17 protein-coding genes are annotated in these 18,170 nt (G+C 63.9%); 14 read left to right on the top strand and 3 right to left on the bottom strand.

Features of this window, described 5'->3' with window-relative positions; translation table 11 throughout:
- Positions 1-75 precede the first annotated feature (75 nt).
- Complete coding sequence (locus QTI66_RS27140; RefSeq protein ID WP_286563272.1) at positions 76-933, bottom strand: aldo/keto reductase; 858 nt, start codon at positions 931-933, stop codon at positions 76-78.
- Positions 934-1,050: 117 nt separating this feature from the next.
- Here QTI66_RS27140 and QTI66_RS27135 point away from each other — a divergent pair, with 117 nt between their 5' ends.
- Genes QTI66_RS27135 through QTI66_RS27125 form a run of 3 tightly spaced genes read left to right on the top strand, consistent with a single transcriptional unit; the run spans position 1,051 to position 4,203 of the window.
- On the top strand, positions 1,051-2,379 hold the full coding sequence (locus QTI66_RS27135) for a C4-dicarboxylate transporter DctA (RefSeq protein WP_286563270.1): 1,329 nt from the start codon (positions 1,051-1,053) through the stop codon (positions 2,377-2,379).
- 20 nt (positions 2,380-2,399) lie between these two features.
- Entirely contained in the window at positions 2,400-3,104 is a 705-nt protein-coding gene (locus QTI66_RS27130) for a GntR family transcriptional regulator (protein ID WP_286563268.1), read from the top strand.
- A 31-nt stretch (positions 3,105-3,135) separates the two neighbouring features.
- Positions 3,136-4,203 carry an AI-2E family transporter gene (locus QTI66_RS27125; RefSeq protein WP_286563267.1) on the top strand — a complete coding sequence of 356 codons (1,068 nt, stop codon included), beginning with the start codon at positions 3,136-3,138 and terminating at the stop codon, positions 4,201-4,203.
- Positions 4,204-4,219: 16 nt separating this feature from the next.
- Here the strand turns inward: QTI66_RS27125 and QTI66_RS27120 are convergent, their stop codons facing one another.
- Together QTI66_RS27120 and QTI66_RS27115 are read right to left on the bottom strand one after the other, a co-directional pair.
- The gene (locus QTI66_RS27120; protein WP_286563266.1) at positions 4,220-4,591 is read right to left on the bottom strand and encodes a hypothetical protein; all 372 of its coding nucleotides are present in this window, start codon (positions 4,589-4,591) and stop codon (positions 4,220-4,222) included.
- A gap of 27 nt (positions 4,592-4,618) precedes the next feature.
- Positions 4,619-5,521 carry a LysR family transcriptional regulator gene (locus QTI66_RS27115; protein WP_286563265.1) on the bottom strand — a complete coding sequence of 301 codons (903 nt, stop codon included), beginning with the start codon at positions 5,519-5,521 and terminating at the stop codon, positions 4,619-4,621.
- Positions 5,522-5,634: 113 nt separating this feature from the next.
- On the opposite strand from QTI66_RS27115, the gene gcl reads away from it, so the two are divergent.
- The 11 genes from gcl (at position 5,635) to QTI66_RS27060 (ending at position 18,159) form a co-directional block, all read left to right on the top strand.
- The gene (gene gcl / locus QTI66_RS27110; RefSeq protein WP_286563264.1) at positions 5,635-7,428 is read left to right on the top strand and encodes a glyoxylate carboligase; all 1,794 of its coding nucleotides are present in this window, start codon (positions 5,635-5,637) and stop codon (positions 7,426-7,428) included.
- A gap of 17 nt (positions 7,429-7,445) precedes the next feature.
- Positions 7,446-8,228, top strand: coding sequence for a hydroxypyruvate isomerase (gene hyi / locus QTI66_RS27105; RefSeq protein WP_286563263.1), 783 nt, complete (start codon positions 7,446-7,448; stop codon positions 8,226-8,228).
- 11 nt (positions 8,229-8,239) lie between these two features.
- On the top strand, positions 8,240-9,142 hold the full coding sequence (locus QTI66_RS27100) for a 2-hydroxy-3-oxopropionate reductase (RefSeq protein WP_286563262.1): 903 nt from the start codon (positions 8,240-8,242) through the stop codon (positions 9,140-9,142).
- An 84-nt stretch (positions 9,143-9,226) separates the two neighbouring features.
- The gene (locus QTI66_RS27095) at positions 9,227-11,527 is read left to right on the top strand and encodes an NADP-dependent malic enzyme (RefSeq protein WP_286563261.1); all 2,301 of its coding nucleotides are present in this window, start codon (positions 9,227-9,229) and stop codon (positions 11,525-11,527) included.
- 151 nt (positions 11,528-11,678) lie between these two features.
- Positions 11,679-12,704 carry an ABC transporter substrate-binding protein gene (locus tag QTI66_RS27090; RefSeq protein ID WP_286563438.1) on the top strand — a complete coding sequence of 342 codons (1,026 nt, stop codon included), beginning with the start codon at positions 11,679-11,681 and terminating at the stop codon, positions 12,702-12,704.
- Positions 12,705-13,559: an ABC transporter ATP-binding protein gene (locus QTI66_RS27085; RefSeq protein ID WP_286563260.1), complete on the top strand. Its 855-nt coding sequence runs from the start codon at positions 12,705-12,707 to the stop codon at positions 13,557-13,559.
- Positions 13,556-14,323 carry an ABC transporter permease gene (locus QTI66_RS27080; protein WP_286563259.1) on the top strand — a complete coding sequence of 256 codons (768 nt, stop codon included), beginning with the start codon at positions 13,556-13,558 and terminating at the stop codon, positions 14,321-14,323. The genes QTI66_RS27085 and QTI66_RS27080 overlap by 4 nt, the downstream gene beginning before the upstream one ends.
- Before the next feature lie 98 nt (positions 14,324-14,421).
- Complete coding sequence (locus QTI66_RS27075; RefSeq protein ID WP_286563258.1) at positions 14,422-15,690, top strand: AAA family ATPase; 1,269 nt, start codon at positions 14,422-14,424, stop codon at positions 15,688-15,690.
- Positions 15,690-16,364 (top strand): RloB family protein, encoded by a 675-nt coding sequence (locus QTI66_RS27070; RefSeq protein ID WP_286563257.1) that lies wholly within the window; start codon positions 15,690-15,692, stop codon positions 16,362-16,364. Before QTI66_RS27075 ends, QTI66_RS27070 begins: the two co-directional genes overlap by 1 nt.
- A gap of 31 nt (positions 16,365-16,395) precedes the next feature.
- Positions 16,396-16,878: a nucleoside deaminase gene (locus QTI66_RS27065; protein WP_286563256.1), complete on the top strand. Its 483-nt coding sequence runs from the start codon at positions 16,396-16,398 to the stop codon at positions 16,876-16,878.
- 96 nt (positions 16,879-16,974) lie between these two features.
- Entirely contained in the window at positions 16,975-18,159 is a 1,185-nt protein-coding gene (locus QTI66_RS27060; RefSeq protein ID WP_286563255.1) for a hypothetical protein, read from the top strand.
- The last annotated feature ends 11 nt before the right edge of the window (positions 18,160-18,170 follow it).

Below are 18,170 nucleotides of genomic sequence, written 5' to 3'. Positions count from 1 at the left end.
GAGTTCCGCGAGGACGCCGCGACCCAGTTCGGAACGCGCGGCGGTCGGTGACCTGGTCAGGGCCGCCCCAGCCGCTCAGATCATCGCGAGCGGGCTCTTGCGCTTGGGCGGCGGGTGCAGCGCATCGATCTCCGCCAGATCCGCCGCACTCAGTTGCAAGCCAGCCGCGGCGAGGTTGTCCCGCAGATGCTTCTCCTGCACTGCTTTGGGGATCGCCACCACGCCCGGCCGGGACAACGCCCACGCCAGTGCGACCTGCGCCGACGTGACGCCCAGGCGCTTGGCGATCTTGCCCATGCCCGCATCGCTCGCCAGCGCGCCCTGGTCGATCGGGCTGTAGGCCATCAATGGCATCTTGTTCGTACGCTGCCATGGCAACAGGCTGAACTCCGGCCCGCGCTCGCCCGCTGAAAAGTAGACCTGGTTCACCGCGCAATCGAGGCGCCCGCCGCAGACCGCGGCCAGTTCTTCCATGTCGTCGGTATCAAAGTTGCTTACGCCCCAGTGCCTGATGCGGCCTTCGGCGACCAGCGCACGCATCGCCTCCACGGTTTCTCCCAACGGATGTTCGCCACGCCAATGCAGCAGGTAGAGGTCCAGATAGTCCAATCCCAGACGCTCCAGGCTGACTTCGCAGGCGGCCGGCGTGCCCTCGCGGCTGGCGTTGTGGGGATAGACCTTGCTGACGATGAACAGGTCTTCGCGCTTGACGCGGCCGCCCCGAAGCGCCGCCGCGACCGCCTCGCCCACCATCTCTTCGGCGCCGCCGTCGCCGTACATCTCGGCGGTGTCGATGAGCCGGTAGCCCATCTGGATGGCCGATCGCACGGCCTCGACCTCGGTCGCGTAGTCGCCGCGGTCTTCGCCCATTCGCCAGGTGCCCAGGCCGAGCACTGGAATTTCGCCGCCGGTGGGGAGTGGAAGGGTGCGCATCTGCCAAATCGTATCGAAGCTCGGGATTACCCGCACAGAAAATTTTCAGTTCTTGCCTACATTGCTTGTATGCAAGATTAATCTTCACTTGCATGCAAACAAACCTGGAGTCCGTCCATGCCCCGTTTTGCCAAATCCCTCTTCGGACAGGTCGTCATCGCGCTGGTACTCGGCGTGCTGGCGGGCCTGTTCTTTCCTGAGTTCGCCGCCAAGCTCAAACCCTTGGGCGACGGATTCATCAAGCTGATCAAGATGATCATTCCGGTGCTGGTGTTCTGCGTGGTGGTGCACGGCATCGCCGGCGCAGGCGACCTGCGGCGCGTCGGGCGCGTCGGCGTCAAGGCGCTGATCTATTTCGAGGTGCTGACCACCGTCGCCCTCGCCCTGGGCCTGGTGCTCGCTTTCGTGTTCAAGCCGGGCGTCGGCATGAACGTCGATCCCAAGTTGCTCGATGCCTCCGCCATGAGTGCCTACGCATCGAACGCAGAAAAGCTCACCAGCGGCGGCACGGTCGACTTCCTGATGAAGCTGATCCCCACGACGGTGGTCAATGCCTTCGCCACGGGCGACGTGCTTCAGGTGCTGCTGTTTGCGGTGCTCTTCGGCTGCGCGCTGGCGCTGCTCGGCGACAAGGGCCGGCCGGTCGCGCAAGTGGTCGACGCACTCTCGCTGGTGCTGTTCAAGATCATGGGCATCATCATCAAGCTGGCGCCGCTGGGCGTGCTGGGCGCCATCGCCTTCACGGTCGGCAAGTACGGCCTCGGATCGCTCAAGCAACTCGGGATGCTGGTCGCCCTCTTCTACGTGGCGGTGATCTTCTTCGTGTTCGTCATCCTGGGCCTGGTGATGCGCTTGTCGGGCTTCAGCCTTGTCAAGTTCCTTCGCTACCTGCGTGAAGAACTCACCATCGTGTTCGCCACCACATCGTCGGACAGCGTGCTGCCGCAGATCATGGCCAAGCTGCGCCACATGGGCATCCGTGATTCAACAGTGGGCCTGGTGATTCCGACCGGCTACTCCTTCAACCTGGACGCCTTCTCGATCTACATCACGCTGGCCGCCGTGTTCATTGCACAGGCCACCAACACGCCGATCTCGATGTCCGACCTGCTGGCCATCCTGGCGATCGCGCTGGTCACTTCCAAGGGCGCGCATGGCGTGCCGGGCTCGGCCATCGTGGTGCTGGCTGCCACGTTGCAAGCGATTCCCGCCATCCCGGCCATCGGCCTGGTGCTGGTACTCTCGGTCGACTGGTTCATGGGCATTGCCCGCGCACTGGGCAACCTGATCGGCAACTGCGTGGCCACCGTCGCCATCGCCGCGTGGGAAGGCGACATCGACCGCGAGCGCGCCCATGCGGTGCTCAACGGCACGCATTCGCCGGAGGACGAGCCGCTGGCCGATCCGGACTCGCCCATTGCCGTGGCAGCCCACGCCGCGCACTGATCCACCACGACAACACCAACATGCCAGAAGAATCCGTCACGCCCACCACCATTGCCGAGCGCGTGGTCGAAGCCATCCTCGCCCAGAAGCTCGCACCGGGCGAACGCCTTGGCGAGCAACAGTTGGCGGAGAACTTCGGCGTCAGCCGGACGATGGTGCGCGAGGCGCTGATGCAGCTTCAGGCGCGCGGTTTCGTCGAGGTGCAGTCGCGCCGCGGCTGGTTCGTGATGGAGCCGTCGATCGAGGAAGCGCGCGATGCCTTCTCGGCGCGCCGCATCATCGAGTCGGGCATCCTCGCGGAAGCCGGCCGGCCGCTGTCGAAGGTGATTCGCAAGCTGCGCGAGCACATTGCCGACGAGAAGCGCGCCATTGCCGGCGCTGACGCCGCCACGCGGGCCTTTCTGCTGGCCGATTTCCACGTCTGCCTGGCCGACCAGATGGGCCATCGCTTGCTGGTCGACGTGCTGCGCGACCTCACGGCGCGCACTACGCTGGCGGCCACGCTGTTCCAGTCGAAGCATGAGGCCAGCCAATCGTGCGCGGAGCACGCGGCCATCGTCGCCGCACTGGAAGCTGGTGAAACGGAGCAAGCCAGGCAATTGATGCTCGACCACATCGGCAACGTCGAGCAGGCGCTTGAAGTGGAGGTGCCCGCAGGCCCCAACGCCAATGAACGACTGCGCGCCACGCTGGCGCCGGTTTCACTGCCTCGGCCTACACGGTAGCTGTCAATGGTCGGCTAGAGTTGGCCGACGTATGAACACGCCTTCGATCCAGCGCGGCGCCTTTCTGTTGTTGCTTGCGGCCGTCACGGTCGCCTTCGTGTGGGTGTTGTTCCCCTTTTTCGGGGCGGTCATGTGGGCCGTGTGCCTGGCGATTCTTTTCACGCCGATCTACAAGCGACTGGTCAAGAAGCTCGGAGGCCGGCGCAACCTGTCGGCCATCATCACGCTCTCGGTGGCGCTGGTGATCGTCATCTTGCCGATCAGCGTGGTGGCAGTGTCGCTGGTCGATGAACTCTCGCTGGTATCGCAAAAAATGCGCTCGGGCGACATCAACTTCACGAAGTATTTCCAACAGATGGTGGCCATCGTGCCGCATTGGGTACTGGACCTGCTCAACCGTTTTGGACTCGGTAACTTCGAAGGACTGATCAACAAGTTGTCGCAAGGCGCCGCCGCGGCCAGCCAGGCCATTGCGACGCACGCCTTGAGCATCGGTCAGAACACCTTCAATTTTCTGGTGAGCTTTGCGCTCATGCTGTACCTGCTGTACTTCTTCCTGCGCGACGGCGGCGATCTTTCAAAGACGATGCGCAATGCACTGCCGCTGGCCAAGCCGCATACGCACTTCCTGCTCAACAAGTTCACCACCGTGATCCGCGCAACCATCAAGGGCAACATCGCAGTCGCGGCGGCGCAGGGGGTCATCGGAGGCCTGGCGTTCTGGTTCCTTGGCGTGCAAGGTGCGTTGCTGTGGGGCGTGCTCATGGCCTTCCTGTCGCTTCTGCCCGCGGTGGGCGCGGCCCTGATCTGGGCGCCGGTGGCCATCTATTTCCTGGCGACGGGTGAAATCTGGAAGGGCGTGACGCTGATCGTCATCGGCGTCGTCGTGGTGGGTTTGGTCGACAACATCCTGCGGCCCCTTCTGGTGGGCAAGGACACGCAGATGCCCGACTACATCGTGCTGATGTCGACGGTGGGTGGGCTGGCGCTGTTCGGCATCAACGGCTTTGTGATCGGCCCGGTGATTGCTGCGATGTTCATGGCGGCGTGGGATCTGTTTGCCACGGCCACGGACAACGCGGACGAACCGCCCACCTAAGCCTGCCGCCGCCCACTCAGCCGCAGCGCGCACCCACCATCTGGCCTGCAGGATTGACCTCCACGATCAGCCGCAAGGGGTCGACCGGACTCAGTGCCTCACCCGCCTTGGCCGTGACGGCCACACGAGCGCCCGTTCTGTTCTTCGCCTCTTCCAGCAAGGCCGGCGTCATCTTCTGACCCATTGCAAAGCGCGCCTCGGCGCCGTTGCAGACATCCACCACCTTGGCAAAGGTGGGCGGCAGCGGAACCTCTGACGAGAAGGGCCGCACATCGCCACGCGTCTGGCACCCTGCAAGCAGACCGAAGGCGATGGGCACCAGCACCCCCAGCCTTTTATGCCGCAGCAGCAGCGACCATGGCACCGTCGTTCGAATTGAAGTGAGCATGGCGTTTTCCTCCTGTGAAAGCGGAGCCTAACGCGCCCACCATCTTTCGTCGAATCGACCTTGCAAGAATGCAACGAAGCTTGACACCTTGCCCGGAACCAGCTTGGGGGATGGAAACACGGCGTGTATCTCCTGCTCGGCCAGCGAATGGTCTGCCAGCACTTCCACGACCTTGCCGGCGGCAAGAGAATCACTCGCAACATAGCGCGGCATGAGCGCGATGCCCAAGCCTTCCCGCGCCGCAGCCAGCACCGCCGAGACATTGTTCGAACGCAGTCGCCCGGACACCGGCACCGTGACGGGTTCGCCCTTGGGCGTGTGTAGCTGCCACACGTCGTCGCCGACCACGCTGCTGTAGATGAGGGCCACATGGCCGCTCAGGTCTTGCGCGCGCTTGGGCGTGCCGTGCTCCTTCAGATACGCGGGCGCAGCGACCATCACCCACGGGTTCATGCCGAGAAAGCGCGCACCCAGCGACGAGTCGGCCAGCTTGCCCATGCGCACGGCCACGTCGATGCCCTGCGCCACCAGGTCGACATAGCGGTCTTCAAAGCTCAGGTCGACCTGCACCTGCGGATTGCGCGCCATGTAGTCGAGCGCCAGCGGCACGATCACCCGCCGCCCGAAGGCCACCGAGGTGCCGATGCGCAGCAGCCCCTGCGCCTGCGATTGCCGCAGGCGCACGATGCTGTCGGCGTCCTGCGCGTCGCGCACGATGCCCTTGCACTTCTCGTAGTAGAGGGCGCCCGGCTCGGTCAGGCTCACGCCGCGCGTGTTGCGGTTGAGAAGCCGCGCCTTCAGCCGCGCCTCGGTGGCGGCGACCTGTTTGGTCACGGTGGGTTGCGTTGTGTTGAATTCGCGCGCAGCCTTGGAGAAGCTGCCGGTCTCCACCACGCGCACGAACATTTCCATGGCAAGCAGTCGGTCCATGCCCGTAATCCTAGCCATTTATTCCAAACCGGAATAGCCTTTATGACCCGCAACCCCCTTCTGCTGTCAGGGCTTCGTGCATACAGTTGAACTCCATCCAAGGAGACGTACCCATGACAAAAATGACTGCCGCCCAAGCCGCCGTGCTGGTAATGGAAAAAGAAGGCGTGACGCAAGCCTTCGGCGTACCCGGAGCGGCCATCAACCCGCTGTACTCCGCCATGCGCAAGCACGGAAGCATCGCGCACATCCTCGCGCGCCACGTGGAGGGCGCCTCGCACATGGCCGAGGGCTACACGCGAGCGGTGGCCGGCAACATCGGCGTGTGCATCGGCACCTCGGGCCCCGCCGGCACGGACATGATCACGGGCCTGTATTCGGCATGGGCCGATTCCATTCCCATCCTGTGCATCACCGGACAAGCGCCGCGTGCACGGCTGTACAAGGAAGACTTCCAGGCGGTGGACATCGAATCCATCTCCAAGCCCGTCACAAAGTGGTCGGTCACGGTGCGTGAGCCGGGCCAGGTGCCGCAGGTGTTCCAGCAAGCCTTTCACCTGATGCGCTCGGGCCGTCCGGGCCCGGTGCTCATCGACCTGCCCTTCGACGTGCAGATGGCGACGATCGAGTTCGACATCGACACCTACGAACCGCTCACGCCCTACAAGCCGAAGGCGACGCGCGCGCAGGTCGAGAAGGCCATTTCGATGCTCAACGAAGCAAAGAACCCGCTCATCGTGGCCGGCGGCGGCGTCATCAATGCGGACGCGAGCGACCTGCTCGTGCGCTTTGCCGAAGCCACGGGCGTGCCGGTGATTCCCACCCTCATGGGCTGGGGCGCGCTGCCCGACGACCATCCGCTGATGGCCGGCATGTGCGGCCTGCAAACGAGTCACCGCTATGGCAACGCAACGATGCTGGCTTCGGACTTCGTGCTGGGCATCGGCAATCGCTGGGCCAACCGCCATACCGGCTCGATCGATGTCTACACGAAGGGGCGCAAGTTCGTTCACGTCGACATCGAACCCACGCAGATCGGCCGCGTGTTCAACCCCGATTTCGGCATCGTTTCCGATGCGAAAGCGGCGCTCGAACTCTTCGTTGAAGTGGCCGAGGACATGAAGGCCAAGGGCCAGTTGCCCGACCGCAGCGAATGGGTGTCGCAATGCCGCGAGCGCAAGAAGACCATGCTGCGCAAGACGAACTTCGCCGACGTGCCGATGAAGCCGCAGCGCGTGTACCAGTGCATGAACAACAACTTCGATCGTGACACCTGCTATGTGAGCACCATCGGCCTCTCGCAGATTGCGGCGGCGCAGTTCCTGCACGTATACAACCCGCGCCACTGGATCAACTGCGGCCAGGCCGGCCCGCTGGGCTGGACCATTCCCGCAGCCTTGGGCGTGCGTGCTGCAGACCCGTCGCGCAAGATCGTGGCGCTCTCGGGCGACTACGACTTCCAGTTCATGATCGAGGAGCTGGCCGTGGGTGCGCAGTTCAACCTGCCCTACATCCACATCGTGGTGAACAACTCCTACCTGGGCCTCATCCGCCAGTCGCAGCGCGGCTTCGAGATGGACTACTGCGTGCAGCTGGGCTTCGACAACATCAATGCCAGCGACGACGCGGGCATCGAGAAAAGCTACGGCGTGGACCACATGAAGGTCGTCGAAGGCCTGGGCTGCAAGGCGATCCGCGTGAGCAAGCAGGAGGAGATGACGCCCGCCATCAAGCAGGCCGAACAGCTCATGGCGCAATTCAAGGTGCCGGTGGTGATCGAGGTGATGCTCGAGCGCGTCACCAACATCGCGATGGGCACCGAGATCGACAACATCACCGAGTTCGGTGAACTCGCCGAAGGCACCGCCGATGCGCCCACCGCCATCGCCGCCGCCATGCTCGACTGAACCAGGGAGAGACGCACATGCCAAAGTTTGCCGCCAACCTGACGATGCTCTTCACCGAGCTGCCCTTCATGGAACGCTTCGAGGCCGCCGCCAAGGCGGGCTTCAAGGCGGTCGAGTACCTCTTTCCTTATCCGTTCCCCAAGGAAGAACTCGCCGCCGCGCTGAAGGCCAACGGCTTGACGCAGGTGCTGCACAACCTGCCCGCGGGCAACTGGGACGGCGGCGAGCGCGGCATCGCTTGCCATCCGGACCGGGTGACCGAGTTTCGCGAAGGCGTTGCGCGCGCCATCGAGTACGCCACCGCCCTGGGCTGCCCGCAGGTCAACTGCCTCGCCGGCAAGCTGCCGGTGGGCGCAGCCATGCAGGAGTCGCACCAGACGCTGGTGTCCAACCTGCGCCATGCGGCCGAAGCGCTCAAGGGCGCCAACATCCGCCTGCTGATCGAGCCCATCAACACCTTCGACATCCCCGGCTTCTTCCTGACGCGCACCGACCAGGCGCTCGCGCTCATCCAGGAGGTCGATTCGTCCAACCTGTTCGTGCAGTACGACATTTATCATGCGCAGCGCATGGAAGGCGAGTTGGCCGCCACGCTGCAGAAGAACCTGTCACGCATCGGCCATATCCAGCTCGCGGACAACCCGGGCCGGGGCGAGCCGGGCACGGGTGAGATCAACTATCCATGGCTGTTCAGGCACATCGATGCAATCGGCTACACCGGCTGGATCGGCTGTGAATACAAACCGCGCGGCACCACGGTCGAGGGACTCGGCTGGCGTGAGGCGCTCACCAAGCAATGAAGAAGGAAAACATGTCCGACACATCAGCTCAAAAAATCGGTTTCATCGGCCTGGGCATCATGGGCGCGCCCATGGCGGGCCATCTGGTCGAGGCCGGCCACACGCTTTTCGTCAACACGCACGGCAAGGTCCCTGAAGCGCTCGCCTCCAAGGTGTCCAACTGCGCGACCGGCGCCGATGTCGCCAGGCAGGCGGACATCATTTTCGTGATGGTGCCCGACACGCCGGACGTCGAGAAGGTCTTGTTCAGCGAAGGCGGCGTGGCTGCGGGGCTTTCCAAAGGCAAGGTCGTGGTCGATTGCAGCTCCATCGATCCGATCGCCACCAAGGGTTTCGCCAAGAAGATCGTCGACCTCGGCTGCGGCTATGTCGATGCACCGGTCTCCGGCGGCGAAGTCGGCGCCAAGGCGGCCAGCCTCACGATCATGTGCGGCGGCGAGGAAGCCACCTTTGCCCGCGTAAAGCCCCTGCTCGAAAAGATGGGCAAGAACATCACGCTGGTCGGCGGCGTGGGCGACGGACAGGTCACCAAGGTCGCCAACCAGATCATCGTGGCGCTCAACATCGCCGCCGTGGGCGAGGCGCTGGTGTTTGCATCGAAGGCGGGTGCCGATCCGGCCAAGGTGCGGCAAGCGCTGATGGGCGGCTTTGCCTCCTCGCGCATCCTCGAAGTGCACGGCGAACGCATGATCAAGCGCACCTTTGCACCGGGTTTCCGCATTGCGCTGCACCAGAAGGACTTGAACCTGGCCTTGCAGGGTGCGCGCTCGCTGGGCGTGGCGCTGCCACAAACGGCCGGCGCCGCTCAATTGATGAATGCCTGCGCTGCGCTGGGCTACGGACAGGAAGACCACAGCGCCCTCGTGCGCGCACTGGAAGCCATGGCGCAACATCCCGTCGCTCCCGACGCATAACTCTTTATTCGTACTTTTCTGGAGAGAGGCACCGCTTTGCGGTAGCCTCTCTTTTCGCTTTTGCAAAACATGCAAGGAGACAACATGAGCAAAGACCTGTCACCCGCGGAAGAGGCATTGCGCGATGCCGCGCGTGAATACCATCGTTCGCCCTCCAAGGGCAAGATTTCGATCACGCCAACCAAACCCTTGCTGAACCAGCGCGACCTGTCGCTGGCTTATTCGCCAGGCGTGGCCTATCCCTGCCTGGACATCGAAGCCGATCCCGCGAAGGCTTTTGAATTCACGGCGCGCGGCAACCTCGTGGGCGTGGTCACCAACGGCACCGCGGTGCTGGGCCTGGGCGACATCGGACCGCTGGCCGCCAAGCCGGTCATGGAAGGCAAGGGCTGCCTCTTCAAGAAATTTGCCGGCATCGACGTGTTCGACATCGAACTGGCCGAGCGCGATCCGGACAAGCTGGTGGACATCATCGCCGCGCTGGAGCCCACGCTGGGCGGCGTGAACCTCGAGGACATCAAGGCGCCCGAGTGCTTCTACATCGAGAAGAAGCTGCGCGAGCGCATGAACATTCCGGTGTTCCATGACGACCAGCACGGCACGGCCATCATCTCCGCGGCGGCCCTGCTCAACGGGCTCGAACTGGTCGGCAAGAACATCGGCGACGTGAAGATCGCCGTCTCCGGCGCCGGCGCGGCGGCCATTGCATGCCTGGACGTGATGGTGGGCCTGGGCGCGAAAACGGCGAACATCTTCGCCGTCGATTCCAAGGGCCTCATCTACGAAGGCCGGCCCGGTGGATTCGACGAATCGAAGGCGCGCTACGCCCAGAAAAACACCGACGCGCGCACCCTCGGCGACGTTGTCAAGGACGCGGACGTGTTCCTCGGCTGCTCGGCGCCCGGCGTGCTCACGGCCGACATGGTCAAGAGCATGGGCACGCAACCCATCATCCTGGCGCTGGCCAACCCCGAACCAGAGATCCGCCCCGAACTCGCAAAGTCCGTGCGGCCCGACTGCATCATCGCGACCGGCCGCTCGGACTATCCGAACCAGGTCAACAACGTGCTGTGCTTCCCCTACATCTTCCGCGGCGCGCTCGATTGCGGCGCGAGCAAGATCACCGAGGAAATGAAGCTGGCCTGCGTGCGCGAGATTGCCGACCTCACCAAGGCCGACATCAGCGAGGAAGTGGCCACGGCCTACGAAGGACAGGAACTCGCCTTTGGCCCCGACTACATCATTCCCAAGCCCTTCGACTCGCGCCTGATCCTGCGCATTGCGCCGGCCGTGGCCAAGGCCGCGGAAGCCTCGGGCGTGGCGGCACGGCCCATCGAGGACATGGAGGCCTATCGCCAGCACCTGACGCGCTTCGTCTACCAGACCGGCATGTTCATGCGCCCGGTGTTCACCGCGGCCAAGCTCGCCACCGCCAAGCGCGTGGCCTTTGCCGAGGGCGAAGACGACCGCGTGCTGCGCGCCGCCCAGTTGGCGGTTGACGAAGGCCTGGCCCGGCCGATCCTCATCGGTCGCCCGGGCATCATCGAAACGCGCGTCAAGAAGGCCGGCCTGCATCTGCGCCTGGGCGTCGATGCGGAAATCGTCGATCCCGAGAACGACCCGCGCTTTCGCAACTATTGGGAGGCCTACCAGAAGATCATGGGCCGCCGCGGCATCACGCCCGACGCCGCGAAGGCGATGGTTCGGCGCTCCAACACCACCATCGCGGCACTCATGGTGCACCTGGGCGACGCGGACGCCATGTTGTGCGGCCTGGTCGGCCGATTCGACAGCCACCTGAAGATCCTGCGCGAAGTGACGGGCCTCAAGCGCGGCGTACCGGGCTTTGCCGCGCTGAACGCGCTGACGCTCGACCGGGGCACGCTGTTCATTGCCGACACTTTCATCCACGAAGACCCGAGCGCCGAGACACTGGCCAGCATCGCGGCGATGGCCGCGGAAGAAGTGCGCCGCTTCGGCCTGCCGCCGAAGGTCGCGTTCCTGTCGCACTCCAACTTCGGCTCTTCGGATCGCCCGTCGGCCCGCAAGATGCGCCTGGCACGCGACCTGTTTGCGCGCATGGCGCCCGACGTGGAATGCGACGGCGAAATGAACGGCGACACGGCCCTGTCGGACGAGGTGCGCCGAAAGACGCTGCCCGACAGCACGCTCACCGGCGAAGCCAACCTGCTGATCTGCCCCAACCTCGACTCCGCCAACATCCTGTTCAACGTGCTCAAGATGACCGGTAGCAACGGCGTGACCGTGGGCCCGATCCTGATGGGCGCTTCGGCCTCGGTGCACATCCTGACGCCCTCGGCAACAGTGCGTCGCGTGGTCAACATGACGGCCTTGGCGGTCGCCAACGCGAACCTCCCGAAATAGTGCGCGGCGGCCCTCGAGGCCGCGCACTATCGGTGCGTTCCGCCTGAACGGCGGAATGCACCGCGCACGCCACACACTACGAGTTCGCACCAATGGCGTGCGGGCACCGTTATTGCTTGAATCATCAGACATTCTTTTTAACAAGCTGATGATGAACAAGCGCCAACTGATCCAGTCCTTCCTCGCGGCCGCCGCACTCTGCTTTGGAATGGGTTCAGCCCAGGCACAGACGCCCATCAAGTTCCAACTCGATTGGCGCTTCGAAGGGCCCGCCGCCCTTTTCCTGCATCCGGCCGCCAAGGGCTACTTCAAGGCCGCGGGCCTGGACGTGTCCATCGATGCGGGCAACGGCTCGGGCGGCACCGTCACGCGCGTGGCCTCGGGCGCCTATGACATGGGCTTTGCCGATCTCGCGGCGCTGATGGAATTCCACGCCAACAACCCCGACGCGCCGAACAAGCCCATCGCGGTCATGATGGTCTACAACAACACGCCCGCGTCGGTGATGGCGATGAAGAAGAGCGGCATCACCAAGCCCTCCGACCTGAACGGCAAGCGGCTCGGCGCACCGGTGTTCGACGCAGGCCGACGCGCGTTCCCGATCTTTGCCAAGGCCAACAACGTCACGGGCGTGAACTGGACCGCGATGGACCCCACGCTGCGCGAGACGATGCTGATGCGCGGCGACATCGACGCCATCACCGGCTTCACCTTCACTTCGCTGCTCAACCTCGAGGCGCGCGGTGCCAAGGCGAGTGACGTGGTCGTGCTGCAATACCCGGACTACGGCGTGAAGCTGTATGGCAACGTCGTCATCGTGTCGCCCAAGCTCCTCAAGGAGAACCCGGCTGCCGTCAAGGCCTTCCTCGTGGCCTTCACCAAGGGCGCGAAGGAAGTCATCGCCAACCCCGCCGCGGCCATCGAGTCGGTGAAGGCACGCGACGGCATCATCGATTCCAACCTGGAAACGCGGCGCCTGAAGCTGGCGATCGACACCGTCATCAACAGCCCCGATGCGCGTGCCGAAGGCTTTGGCGCGGTCAACGCCGGCCGCCTTGCGCTGATGGCTTCGCAAGTGTCCGACGCCTTCAACACGAAGTCGCGCGTGAACCCCGATGGCGTGTGGACCTCGGCCATGCTCCCGCCTGCCGCAGACCTCAACATCCTGAAAAAGTAAATGGGCGCCCCTTCGCAAGAAGCGCCCTTCGTCGATTTCCAGGACGTCTGGCTCGCGTACAACGAAGAGTTGCTGCGCGACAACCACTTTGCGGTCGAAGCCATCGACCTGAAGGTGCGGCGCGGCGAGTTCATCGCCATCGTCGGGCCTTCGGGGTGCGGCAAGTCGACCTTCATGAAGCTCACCACGGGGCTGAAGATGCCCTCGATGGGCAAGATCCGCATCGACGGCCAGCCGGTGACGGGGCCGCTCAAGATCTCGGGCATGGCCTTCCAGGCGCCGTCGTTGCTGCCCTGGCGCACGACGGTCGACAACGTGCTGCTGCCGCTGGAGATCGTCGAACCCTATCGCTCGAACTTCAAGGCCAAGCGCAAGGAATACGTGGAGCGCGCGCGCAAGCTGCTGCAAAAGGTAGGACTCGGCGGCTACGAGGACAAGTTCCCGTGGCAACTCTCCGGCGGCATGCAGCAGCGCGCGAGCATCTGCCGCGCGCTGATTCACGAACCCAAGATGCTCCTGCTCGACGAGCCCTTCGGCGCGCTCGATGCTTTCACGCGCGAAGAGTTGTGGTGCATCCTGCGCGACCTGTGGACCGAGCAGCAGTTCAACGTGATCCTGGTCACGCATGACCTGCGCGAGTCGGTGTTCCTGGCCGACACGGTCTATGTGATGAGCAAGAGCCCGGGGCGCTTCGTCGTCAAGCGCGAGATCGACCTGCCACGGCCGCGTGAGCTCGAAGTGACCTACACCAAGGAATTCACCGATATCGTGCTGGAACTGCGCGGCCACATCGGCGCCATTCGAAATACCGGCATCAGCCAGGCGCAGACCGCCGCAGCGGGAGTCGCGTCTTGAAGAACAACAAACAGATCGAGCGCTGGTCGCCCTGGATCCTGCTGGTCGCTTTCATCGTGTTGTGGCAGGTGGTGTGTTCCGCCTTCGAGGTGTCGGAGTTCATCTTCCCGAGCCCGTGGCGCATCTGGACGCAGTTCTGGGAGTTCAAGCTCATCATCGCCGGCCACGCGTGGCGCACCTTCTGGGTGACGATGGCGGGCTTCGGTCTCGCGATCGTGGTGGGCGTGCTGCTGGGCTTCGTCATCGGCAGTTCGCGCCTGGCATATGCGGCGATGTATCCGTTGATGACGGCCTTCAATGCGCTGCCCAAGGCGGCCTTCGTGCCGATCCTGGTGGTGTGGTTCGGCATCGGCGCGGGGCCGGCGATTCTCACGGCATTCCTCATCAGCTTTTTCCCGATCATGGTGAACATCGCGACCGGCCTGGCCACGCTCGAACCCGAGCTGGAAGACGTGCTGCGCGTGCTGGGCGCCAAGCGTTGGGACGTGCTGATGAAGATCGGCCTGCCGCGCTCCATGCCCTACTTCTACGCCTCGCTCAAGGTGGCGATCACACTGGCCTTCGTGGGCACCACGGTGTCGGAGATGACTGCGGCGAACGAGGGCATCGGCTACCTGTTGATCTCTGCCGGCTCTGCCATGCAGATGGGGCTGGCGTTTGCGGGGCTGGTCGTGGTGGGCGCGATGGCGATGGTGATGTATGAAGTGTTCAGTGCCATCGAGAAGCACACGACGGGCTGGGCGCATCGGGGCTCGAACCAGTAACGCATCGCTTCCAATCGGATCAAGGATCCATAAATAAACCGTGAATCTGCGCGAATGACGTAAAATATTAAATTATTATTGCGTCACTGGGTAAATACATGCTGGTCGAGTTCCGCGTCAAGAACTTCCGCAGCCTGCGCGACGAACAGGTTCTCAGTCTGGTGGCGTCCAGGGACAAGACCCTGCATGACACGCACACGGTGGCCACGGGTCTCAAGGCCGCACCGAGCCTCTTGCGCAGTGCCGTCATCTATGGCGCCAACGCCGGGGGCAAATCCAATCTCATCAAGGCATTGCAATTCATGCGTGGCGTCGTCGTCGAGTCGGCGACGGTGGTCCAGCCGGGTCAGACCTACGCGGTGCAAGCCTTTCGCCTCAACGCCGAGTCGGCCAGCGAGCCGACCGGGTTCGAGCTCACCTTCATCCTGGATGGCGTTCGCTACCAGTACGGATTCGCCATGACGCCCCAGCGCATCGTCAGCGAACACCTGCTGGTCTACAAGGCATTCAAGCCGCAGCGCTGGTTCGAGCGCCGCTTCGATGCCGGCACCGGCAAGGACGTGTATGAGTTTGGCCCCGGCCTCAAGGGCCCAAAGCACCTGTGGGAGGGTGCCACCCGGCCGAACGCCCTCTTCTTGTCGATGGCCGTGCAACTCAACAGCGAGGCACTGCGGCCTGTGTTCGACTGGTTCGCCAACGAGCTGGTGATCATCAACGAACATGCGCAACTCACCCCGCAGATGTCGATCCACATGCTCCAGCAGGCAGAGGGTCGGCGTCGGATTTGCGACTTCCTCACCGCCGCCGACATCAGCATCTCCGACATCGAGGTCGTGACGCGCAAGGTGCCCGCCCAAGCGGTTCACTTCGACCTCGTGGCTGGAAAGACTGAGGTACGAAACGAGGAAAGAGACGAACAACAGTTGCGTTTCTCCCATGTCACTGAACGCGGCAAGGCGGTGTTCGAACTCATGGATGAGTCCAGTGGCACACGCAACCTGCTCTTCCTCGCCGGCCCCGTGCTCGACGTCCTCAACAAGGGGTTGACGCTGGTCTTCGACGAACTCGACACGAGCCTGCACACGCTGCTGGTGCGTGAACTGGTGCGGCTCTTTCATCGCCCTGAAGTCAACACGGGTGGTGCGCAGCTGATCTTCACCACGCATGACACCTCATTGCTCGACGCACCCGACCTGTTTCGGCGCGACCAGATCTGGTTCGTCGAAAAGGATCGCGACCAGGCCTCGGCGCTGGTCAGCCTCTCCGAGTTCAGCCCGCGCAAGAATGAAGCGCTGGAGCGCGGCTACCTGGTCGGCCGCTATGGCGGCGTGCCCTTCCTCAGCGATGCGCTGGGGGTCACGCACTGATGGCGCGCGACAACTCTCCCAAAGAGCGACAGAAGAAACATCTCGAACGCACGCTGAACCGGCGCGCCAGCTACGACCGCATCCTGATCGTCTCGGAAGGCAGCAAGACCGAGCCCAACTATTTCAGCGAGATCCGCTCTGCCCATCGCTTGAATACGGCCAACGTGGCAGTGCACCCCAGCGCATTGGGCACCGCGCCCATGCAGGTCGTTCAGTACGCGCAAACCCTGTTCGAAAAAGGCGATCGCCACAAGAGCATTCAGCCGCGCGCCTTCGAACAGGTCTACGCGGTGTTCGACCGCGACGAGCACGACAGCTATTCGACCGCACTCCGGCTGGCCGAATCCCTCGACTGCAAGCTGAAGAACGACGCCCGGCAACCCATCCGCTTCCGGGCGATTGCATCGGTGCCCAGTTTCGAGATCTGGCTGCTGCTGCACTTCGAGGACATCCATGCTCCGCTGCATCGCGACGAGGTGTTGTCGCGCCTCAGGCAACACTTGCCCGGCTATGAGAAAGGCGCGCGGAGCGCCTTCGCTTCCACGCAAATTCATCTGGATGCCGCAACGCGTCGCGCACAGGCGCTGGCGCGCAAGTTCACGGCCGATACCGCGCCCGAACCGTACACAGCCATTGTCGAACTCGTGTCACTCCTCGTCACACTGGGCACTTGAGCTTGCCTGCCCCGCTGGCACACTGCGCGGGATGAACAAGGATCAAATCATTCGCGCCCTGCGCCACGCCGACGCCGTGGCGCGGCGCGCCATGACGATGGGACGGCATCCCTTTGGCGCCGTGCTCATCGCCCCCGACGGCGAGACCGTCCTCGCCGAGCAGGGCAACATCGACACCGTGCACCATGCCGAGGCCACGCTGGCCCGCACGGCCTCGCTCAACTACCCGCCGGAGTACCTCTGGCAATGCACGCTGGTCACCACCTTCGAGCCCTGCGCGATGTGCGCCGGCACGACCTACTGGGCCAACATCGGCCGCGTGATCTACGGCGCGGACGAGAGCGCCTTGCTCGCCCTCACCGGCGACCATCCGGAGAACCCGACGCTCGCCCTGCCCTGCCGCGAGGTGTTCGCACGCGGCCAGAAGAAGATCGAGGTCATCGGCCCGGTGCCCGAGGTCGAAGAAGAAATGATCGCAACCCATCGCGGCTTTTGGGAAAGTCGCGGCGCCTGAGCACGGAACTGTAGCCGGCCGTGATACGTTCGCGCGGACTGCAACACCTTCGATCGACCTCGCCATCTCCCGATGGCGCCACAGGAGCAGAGAAAGATGGCGGCAATTGAAGCGGATCCACAGCGTGGGCCCATGTCTTTCAACCGGCTGGGGCCGTTCTACCGCTTGCAGTTGCGGCTCGGCCTGCTGACGCAGACGGATCTGCGCGCTCCCCGGCGCGCCGTGCTGTTCATGGTCATCGCATGGATTCCCGGCCTGGTGCTGGCATCGCTGGAGGGCCTGGCGCTCAATGAACACCACGAGCGCGCCGCGCTGCTCGACTTCAGCGCGTACGCTTTCATCATTGCCATCGGCGCGTTCGTCATCATGGAAGAGAGCGCGGCGCGGCGCATGGCCATGATCGTCGCGCAGTTCACGGCGCGGGGCATCGTGCCGCCTGCCTCGCGCCATGGCATCGATCGCGCGCGCACGAACATGGAAAGGCGAACCGGCTCGCCGCTGGCCGAGGCGGTGATCCTCATCGCGGCCTATGTCCTCACTTACCTCTGGATGCACGGCGCCGCGCAAAACGTCGATGGCGGCACCTGGATGGGGCACATGGAGAACGGCTCGCTGAAGCTGTCGCTCGCCGGGTGGTGGACCCTTCTTGTCGCCATGCCGCTGTATTGGTTCCTCCTCGGGCGATGGCTGCTGCGCTTCGGCACCTGGGGGCTCTTGCTGCGCGACATTGCGCAGTGCGACCTGCAACTGGTGGCCACGCACCCCGATCGCTGTGGTGGCCTGGCCTTCATCGGCCAGTATCCGCGCACCTACGTGCTCTTCGTCTTTGCGGAAAGCGTCGTCGTGTCTGCGACGGTGCTCAAGCTGGTCGTGTATGCGGGTGTGAGCCTGGCCAGCTTCAAGTTTGCGCTGGCGGGCATCGTGGCCTTCTTTGCCATCGCGTTCATGATTCCGCTGCTGGTCTTTTCACCCAAGCTGGTCGCGCTCAAGCGCCAGGGGCTCATGCACTACGGCCGCATCGCCAGCCAGCACAACCTGGCCTTCGAGGCCAAGTGGTTGAACGCCGATGCCGCCAAGATGCTGGGCGAACCCGATCCCTCCTCGTTGGCTGACCTGTCGGCCGGCTACGAACTGGTCAAGAACATGCTCGCGGTGCCGGTCACCAAGGAAAGCATCCTGCCCATCCTGCTGGCGGCCATCACGCCCCTGGCCCTGGTGGCGGCCACGCAGGTGCCATTCAAGGAAGTCCTCGGAACGGTCAAGGGACTCCTGATGCTTTGATGGCTGCGCGC

This window comes from Variovorax brevis (assembly GCF_030317105.1).
Lineage (GTDB): Bacteria > Pseudomonadota > Gammaproteobacteria > Burkholderiales > Burkholderiaceae_C > Variovorax > Variovorax brevis.
Note: the sequence above shows the minus strand (reverse complement) of the source record. Positions and strands in the feature narration are given on the sequence as shown.

Coding starts and splice junctions, on each gene's coding strand:
- QTI66_RS27140 (WP_286563272.1), bottom strand. CDS start 933: ATGCGCACCCTTCCACTCCCCACCGGCGGCGAAATTCCAGTGCTCGGC.
- QTI66_RS27135 (WP_286563270.1), top strand. CDS start 1,051: ATGCCCCGTTTTGCCAAATCCCTCTTCGGACAGGTCGTCATCGCGCTG.
- QTI66_RS27130 (WP_286563268.1), top strand. CDS start 2,400: ATGCCAGAAGAATCCGTCACGCCCACCACCATTGCCGAGCGCGTGGTC.
- QTI66_RS27125 (WP_286563267.1), top strand. CDS start 3,136: ATGAACACGCCTTCGATCCAGCGCGGCGCCTTTCTGTTGTTGCTTGCG.
- QTI66_RS27120 (WP_286563266.1), bottom strand. CDS start 4,591: ATGCTCACTTCAATTCGAACGACGGTGCCATGGTCGCTGCTGCTGCGG.
- QTI66_RS27115 (WP_286563265.1), bottom strand. CDS start 5,521: ATGGACCGACTGCTTGCCATGGAAATGTTCGTGCGCGTGGTGGAGACC.
- gcl (WP_286563264.1), top strand. CDS start 5,635: ATGACAAAAATGACTGCCGCCCAAGCCGCCGTGCTGGTAATGGAAAAA.
- hyi (WP_286563263.1), top strand. CDS start 7,446: ATGCCAAAGTTTGCCGCCAACCTGACGATGCTCTTCACCGAGCTGCCC.
- QTI66_RS27100 (WP_286563262.1), top strand. CDS start 8,240: ATGTCCGACACATCAGCTCAAAAAATCGGTTTCATCGGCCTGGGCATC.
- QTI66_RS27095 (WP_286563261.1), top strand. CDS start 9,227: ATGAGCAAAGACCTGTCACCCGCGGAAGAGGCATTGCGCGATGCCGCG.
- QTI66_RS27090 (WP_286563438.1), top strand. CDS start 11,679: ATGAACAAGCGCCAACTGATCCAGTCCTTCCTCGCGGCCGCCGCACTC.
- QTI66_RS27085 (WP_286563260.1), top strand. CDS start 12,705: ATGGGCGCCCCTTCGCAAGAAGCGCCCTTCGTCGATTTCCAGGACGTC.
- QTI66_RS27075 (WP_286563258.1), top strand. CDS start 14,422: ATGCTGGTCGAGTTCCGCGTCAAGAACTTCCGCAGCCTGCGCGACGAA.
- QTI66_RS27070 (WP_286563257.1), top strand. CDS start 15,690: ATGGCGCGCGACAACTCTCCCAAAGAGCGACAGAAGAAACATCTCGAA.
- QTI66_RS27065 (WP_286563256.1), top strand. CDS start 16,396: ATGAACAAGGATCAAATCATTCGCGCCCTGCGCCACGCCGACGCCGTG.
- QTI66_RS27060 (WP_286563255.1), top strand. CDS start 16,975: ATGGCGGCAATTGAAGCGGATCCACAGCGTGGGCCCATGTCTTTCAAC.